Origin of the sequence: Protofrankia sp. CiP1_Cm_nod2 (assembly GCF_920664355.1) — a bacterium.
GTDB lineage: Bacteria > Actinomycetota > Actinomycetes > Frankiales > Frankiaceae > Protofrankia.
In genome coordinates this window covers 1-6,152 of sequence record NZ_CAKKTL010000066.1, presented here as the reverse complement: position 1 = coordinate 6,152, position 6,152 = coordinate 1, and the positions used below count along the sequence as shown (strand labels likewise).

4 protein-coding genes and 1 pseudogene are annotated in these 6,152 nt (G+C 71.5%); all 5 read left to right on the top strand.

What is annotated here, in order from left to right; genetic code table 11:
* Nucleotides 1–600 precede the first annotated feature (600 nt).
* Entirely contained in the window at nucleotides 601–1,293 is a 693-nt protein-coding gene (locus tag NBW84_RS09790) for a hypothetical protein (protein WP_250283820.1), read from the top strand.
* A 376-nt stretch (nucleotides 1,294–1,669) separates the two neighbouring features.
* Nucleotides 1,670–4,399, top strand: coding sequence for a phage tail sheath C-terminal domain-containing protein (locus NBW84_RS09785; RefSeq protein ID WP_250283818.1), 2,730 nt, complete (start codon nucleotides 1,670–1,672; stop codon nucleotides 4,397–4,399).
* Nucleotides 4,400–4,463: 64 nt separating this feature from the next.
* The gene (locus tag NBW84_RS09780) at nucleotides 4,464–5,006 is read left to right on the top strand and encodes a phage tail protein (RefSeq protein ID WP_250283816.1); all 543 of its coding nucleotides are present in this window, start codon (nucleotides 4,464–4,466) and stop codon (nucleotides 5,004–5,006) included.
* Between the two features lie 19 nt (nucleotides 5,007–5,025).
* A complete protein-coding gene (locus tag NBW84_RS09775) occupies nucleotides 5,026–5,970 on the top strand; it encodes a hypothetical protein (protein WP_250283815.1) in 945 nt (314 codons plus the stop codon).
* Nucleotides 5,967–6,152, top strand: a pseudogene (locus NBW84_RS09770) (hypothetical protein); the annotation flags it as partial. The gene NBW84_RS09775 and the pseudogene NBW84_RS09770, both read left to right, overlap by 4 nt.

The window sequence follows — 6,152 nt, the reverse complement described above, 5'->3', positions numbered from 1 at the left end:
TGCATAGTACTACTAGGTATCGGTCGCGGCTACGGCCGGATGATGCTCGGCCGCCCGAGCCAGCGGGGGCTCCAGAACCCCATGCGGTCGGTGACCCGCACGTTTGCCTCCCGGGCTGGGCCGTGTCGGGCAGGCTGGATGGCTCATGGTGTGGTCGCTGCTCTACGCCCTTACTCGTCCACCCCGGCATCGAGAGCGGCGGCGATGTCTGCCCCCGCCCCGTCGTCGACGATGTGCCGATGCTCGACGGGATGCCAGGAATGGCGGGGGTGGTTCGGCCGGCCCGGCCGGCCGAACCGGCCGCAGGCGGCACCGATTGTCCGGTACGCGCGTGCAGCCCGCACAGCGGCCGCTGCAGGTGCACCGGATCGACCTGGCCGCGCAGCCCGAGCAGATCCGCGCCGGAACCCCGCGCCCGTCCGCGGGCCGTGTCCCGGAACTGTAGTAGTCCGCCGGCCCGGGGCGGATGGCTTCGGGGGCGGCTGGGGTGCCCTGAACGTAGTCGACGACCCGTCGGGCCGCCGCGGCAACATCGGTAAAGCCCCGGGCCCGCAGCCCGAGCACCTTTACCGTGGCAATCACTGTTCGCCATCCGTCATCATGGACGTCTCATTCCGTGAATACGGCACCGTGCTCCGGCCCGGAATCCGGTGGTACGTCGCCACGCTCATTATTGAAAACTGTATTCGCGTCCGTGCCGGCGTGGAAGGTCGTCCCATTTCGGTCGGCCATCCGGTACTCGACTCCCATCGTTCCTCGTCGAGGAGCGCATATTGTCCGTACGAAACGGAAAGATATCTCAATTTTGTCTCGGAAGACGGTGGATGGGTCTGGCCTGTAGAGCCAGGTGGTACAAGGCGTCACGCCGGCAGCACCTGCGGAGGAGCGGTCGCATACACCAAGGACAGCCCGAAACGGTGGTACGTGCATCCCGTACCAGCCGGTGAGACAGACGGGTATGAGATCGGGCCTGACTGGTATGCGTCGGACGCTGCCGTTCGCTCCCGTCCACGCGGCGCTGCGGAGTATGGCGTTCCAGACGTTGAACCCCTGGCCGGCATCCGCGGCCTCGCTCCCGGCCTGAAGGCCCACCCCGAGCCGGAGAACCCCCGCGGCCGCAAGGAGTGGCTGACCGGTCAGCGTGTCGATGGCCAGCGCTACCGCCCCGCCGTCGACCAGTCCGCGCTTGCCGCCGCGTTCGATCTCGCACTGGCCCGGCGGAACTCGCCGTCGTCCGACGATTTCTGCCGGGACGTCGAGCGGCTCCTCAGCGCCGCGAGCCACACGGCCTGACCGGCCTGGCAGGTGCTCGGGCGCACTACCGCCGCTGTGTGGGCGTGATGGTCGGAGGGTTCGGCTCGGCGTAGGTCGCCGTCGTCCTGGGACCCGCCGTGTCGGGAGGCGCGGTGCTGAGAGGTGCCGTGTCGGAGGGCGCGGCGCTGGGTTCATCACCGTGGCCTTCGCCTCAGCCGAGCCGAGCTGTCCGGTCGGTGCAAGAGGTACGGGATGTAGATCTGGGACGGGATCGTGTCTGAACCCGGCGGTCCATGTCCGTGCCGGGCACGAGCGGCGACGATGGTGGCCGCGGCAGCCGCCCCCCGCAGTGACCGGAGCGTGGGCCGCCGGAGGCGTGACCACGTTTTCGACGCTCCCGAGAAAGGCCGCGTCCATGCCGGTCTCACCGACCTATCCGGGTGTTTACATCCAGGAGATCCCGAGCGGTGTCCGTACGATCACGGGAGTGTCGACCTCGGTCGCGGCGTTCGTCGACTTCTTTCCGAAGGGCCCGCTGGAAACGCCCGTCCAGGTCTTCAACTGGACGGAGTTCGTCCGGACGTTCGGCGGTCTGCACCCGTCGAGTGAAGCCTCCTACGGGATCCAGCAGTTCTTCCTCAACGGCGGCACCGAAGCGTGGGCCGTGCGCACCGCGTCCGGGGACCTCACCGCGAGTGACGTCGTCATCGGCGGTGCCGTGGCGGCGGCCGCCCCCGCCGCGCCCGCGACCGGGCCGCTGGTGGTCACGGCGAAGAACCCGGGTGTGTGGGGCAACAACCTGCGGGTCCGGGTCGACTGGGTCGCCGACCGGTTCAACCTGGTCGTGAGTCTGTACGGCGGCTCCGGCGGCCCGGGCGCGCCCGTGGTCGCACAGGAGGTCTTCCGTGGCCTGTCGCTGACGCCCGGCAGCGTCGACTTCGCCGAGGACGTCGTCAACGACTCCCGTACCGGCTCGACGCTGGTCACGATCACGGTGACGGGCACCACCCGGCCGCTGCTGGGCGGCACCTTGTCCGGCGTGCACAGCGCGTCGCCCACACAGCCGGCCACCATCGGCCTCGCCGCCGACGCGACGGTGAGTGTGACGATCGCCGGCGAGTCCGGCGTCGCGCCGCTCGCCCTGCCGGCCGGCCCCCACCCGATCGACGCCGTCGCGACGGCGCTGCAGGCCGCGGTCCAGCGGGCGCGGCCGGAACTCCCCGCGTTCGCGGCGACCACCGTCGAGGTCGTCGACGAGCTGAACGCGGCGGGAGCTGTGACCGGACGCCGGCTGCGGCTGCGCGCGGGACCGACCGCTCCCGCGACCCGCCTGCTCGTCGCCGATTTCGCGGGCGACCCGACCGCCACCGACCGGCTGCTCCTGGCCACCGGCACGGCGAAGCCCGCGGCGGCGACCCGTGGCGGTGAGCTGACCGAGCCGGTGGCCGTGCCCGCGACGGGCAACGAGCTCCGACTGAGGCTGGGGACGACCAGCCACACCATCATCGTCCCCGACGGCGGCCACGAACTCGACGAACTCGCCGGCGAGCTGCAGAACCTCGTTCGGGCGGCGGGGGCCGGCTCGCCGCCGGAGCAGGGATTCGCGGGCGCGCTCGTCACGGCGGTGAACGGACGGCTGGTGTTCGTCCCGGGTGGTGACGGGCCGGAGCCGTTCACGATCGAGGCGGCGCCGTCCACCACCTCGCCGAACCCGAACCAGGCCGTGTGGACGGCGCTCAAGCTGACCAGCGCCGAGACGCAGGTGCTGCCCGCGCTGCGATCCGAGCCGCTCAGCGGCGACGTCACGATCGACAAGGGCGCTCGGATCGCGGTGACGTTCACCCCGTCGGATGCCGGCGCGACGCCGGTCACCCGTGCGCTTCCGGTGGACCTGGCTCCCGGCCCGCATACGCCGACCGAGATCGCGCGGGTGCTCACGGAGGGGCTGGCGCACGTGGCCGGTCCCGCGCCGGCCTTCACCGGCGGCGTGGCCCGGGTGGCGGACGGCGGGGCGGGGGGTGGCGGCCCGCGGCTGCTCCTGATCGCCGGTGTGCCCGGGGCGTCCGTCCGGGCGGGCAACGCGGGCGCCAGCGGCGCGGCCACGACCCTGAAGCTGACGACCTCCGGATCATCACCCCTGGCATCGGCGAACGTGCAGGAATATCAGCTCGGTGCCGCGCCCGCGACACAGGGTTTCATCGCCGACACGGCGCAGGTGGGCAGCCGGGCGGGTGGCGACGGCGACCCGCCGGACGGCAACGCCCTGATGGCCGGCATCGGCGCGCTCGACACCGTCGACGTGTTCAACCTGCTGTGCCTGCCCCGGACGGCGACCCTCACCGGCGACCACCCGCTTTCACCCACCGAGGCCGGCGCCGTCGTCAGTTTCGCCCAGACGTACTGCGGGAACCGGCGCGCGTTCTTCCTCATGGACACGCCGGACACGGTGACCAGGTTCGACACGGCAAAGGTCGACCTGCCCAAAACGCCGCCCCACACGAACACCGCGCTGTTCTACCCGCGGGTCAGGGTGCCGGATCCGCTGAGCGGGTTCCGGCTGCGTTCCGTCGGCGCGAGCGGTACCTTGGCCGGCCTGTTCGCCCGGACGGACGCCGACCGCGGGGTGTGGAAGGCGCCGGCCGGCACCGACGCGACGCTGCGCAACGTCCCCGAGCTCACCGAGGTGCTGACCGACCCGCAGAACGGCCAGCTGAACCGGCAGGGTGTGAACTGCCTGCGCACGTTCCCGGTGTACGGGACGGTGAGCTGGGGCAGCCGTACCCGGGCCGGCGCGGACCAGCTGGCCTCGGAATGGAAGTACATCCCCGTCCGCCGGCTCGCCCTGTACATCGAGGAGAGCCTGTTCCGGGGCACCCAGTGGGCCGTCTTCCAGCCGAACGACGCGCCGCTGTGGTCCGAGCTGCGGTCGAGTATCGGCACGTTCATGAACAACCTCTACCGCAAGGGCGCGTTCCAGGGCTCCACCCCGGGCGAGGCATACCTGGTCAGGTGTGATGCCGAGACCACCACCCAGGCCGACATCGACCTCGGCATCGTCAACATCAGCGTCGGGTTCGCGCCGCTGAAGCCCGCCGAATTCGTGATCATCAGTATTTCCCAGCTGGCGGGCCAGAGCGCCGGCTGATCGTTCTCTCCTCCCATGACAGGACGGACCCCGCCGTGTCCCGGCCGGGGCGGAAGGACAGCCCATGGCGCAGTTCGTCGTCAACCCGACCCGGTTCGACCCGTACAAGAACTTCAAGTTCCGGGTGTGGTGGGACGGGCGGTACGTCGCCGGAATCAGCAAGGTGGGCGCGCTCAAACGCACCACCGAGGTCGTCGAGCACCGCGACGGCGGCGACCCGAGCACCGGCCGCAAGTCCCCTGGGCGCACCAAGTACGAACCGGTCAGCCTGGAGCGGGGGATCACCCAGGACGTCGACTTCGAGCAGTGGGCGAACAAGGTGTGGGACTACGCGAACGCCCAGGCCCCGCCCGACAAGCGGACCATGGAGGTGTCGCTGGCGGACTTCCGCAAGGACATCACCATCGACGTGTTCAACGAGGCCGGCCAGCAGGTGCTGTCCTACCGGGTGTTCCGCTGCTGGGTCTCGGAGTACCAGGCGCTGCCCGACCTGGACGCGAACGCCAACGCGGTCGCCATCCAGACCATCAAACTGGAGAACGAGGGCTGGGAACGCATTCCGGTCGTCGAGCTCAGGGAGCCCACCTTCACGCTGCCGTCGGCATAGGCGCGGCGGGCACCCACCGATGCGACATCTGCCGGACGGCCCGCTGGCGCGGGTGGCGCTTCGCCACGGCCTGTGGTGTGCGGGCAGCCGGCACACCACGGCGGTCGCGCGTCCGCTCGACGGACGGGACGAGGCGTATCTGGCCGAACACGCCCACGGCCTGGACATCGCCAGCCGCGTGTCGACGCTGCTCGCCCGCTGCCTGGTCCGGCTCGGCGACCTGACCGAGGCCGATATGGCCGAGGTCGATGAGGACACGGTGGACGGGCTGACGGTCGGGGACCGGGAGGTGCTGCTGCTCCACCTGCGCCGGCTGACGTTCGGCGACCAGCTTTCCGCCGTGGTGACCTGCCCGGACCCGGACTGCGGCGAGCCGATGGACCTCGACCTGCGGGTCGGCGACCTGCTCCCGGCCCCGGGTTCCTCCCGTCCCGATCTCCCCGCCCCCGATCCCCCCGCCCCCGATCTTCCCGGTACCGGACGGGTGACTCCTGGCCCGGCGGGGCCGGAAGCGGACTGGTACCTGATCGATGTGCCGGGGGTGGCGCGGCCCGTGCGGTTCCGGCTGCCGACCGGCGCCGACCAGCGCGCCGCCGCCGCGCTTGCGGACCGTCCCGACGCCGCCGCGGCGGCGCTGCTTGGCCGCTGCGTCCCGACGACGCCCGAACTCCCTCCCGCGGGGGCCGACGCGGTCGCGGCCGCGATGGCCGAACTCGACCCGCACGCGGAGATAGTTCTCAAGCTCGACTGCCCACGCTGCCAGGCCGCCTTCGCCACCGTCCTCGACACCGGCGCGTTCCTGCTCGCCGAGGTCTCAGGACGGATGGGACGGCTGTACCAGGAGGTGCACCTGCTCGCGTACCACTACCACTGGAGCGAACGGGAGATCATGAGCATGACCGCCCGAACCCGGGCCCGCTACCTGGACCTTCTCGACGCCGAACTCAGCCGGGGATACCTGTGAGCGGTCCGGCCGGCGGCGGCGCGAACGCGCCCGGGAACGAGCGAGCGGGCGTGCGTGGCGGCGGGCCCGGGGGGCCCGGGAGCGGTGGCGCGAGCCGTTTTCTCGTGGGGATCGCCCTGCGCGGCGCGGGCCGGCCCGCGCCGGCGGCCGATCAGCGGGCGGCCGCTTCCACCGCGGGGGAC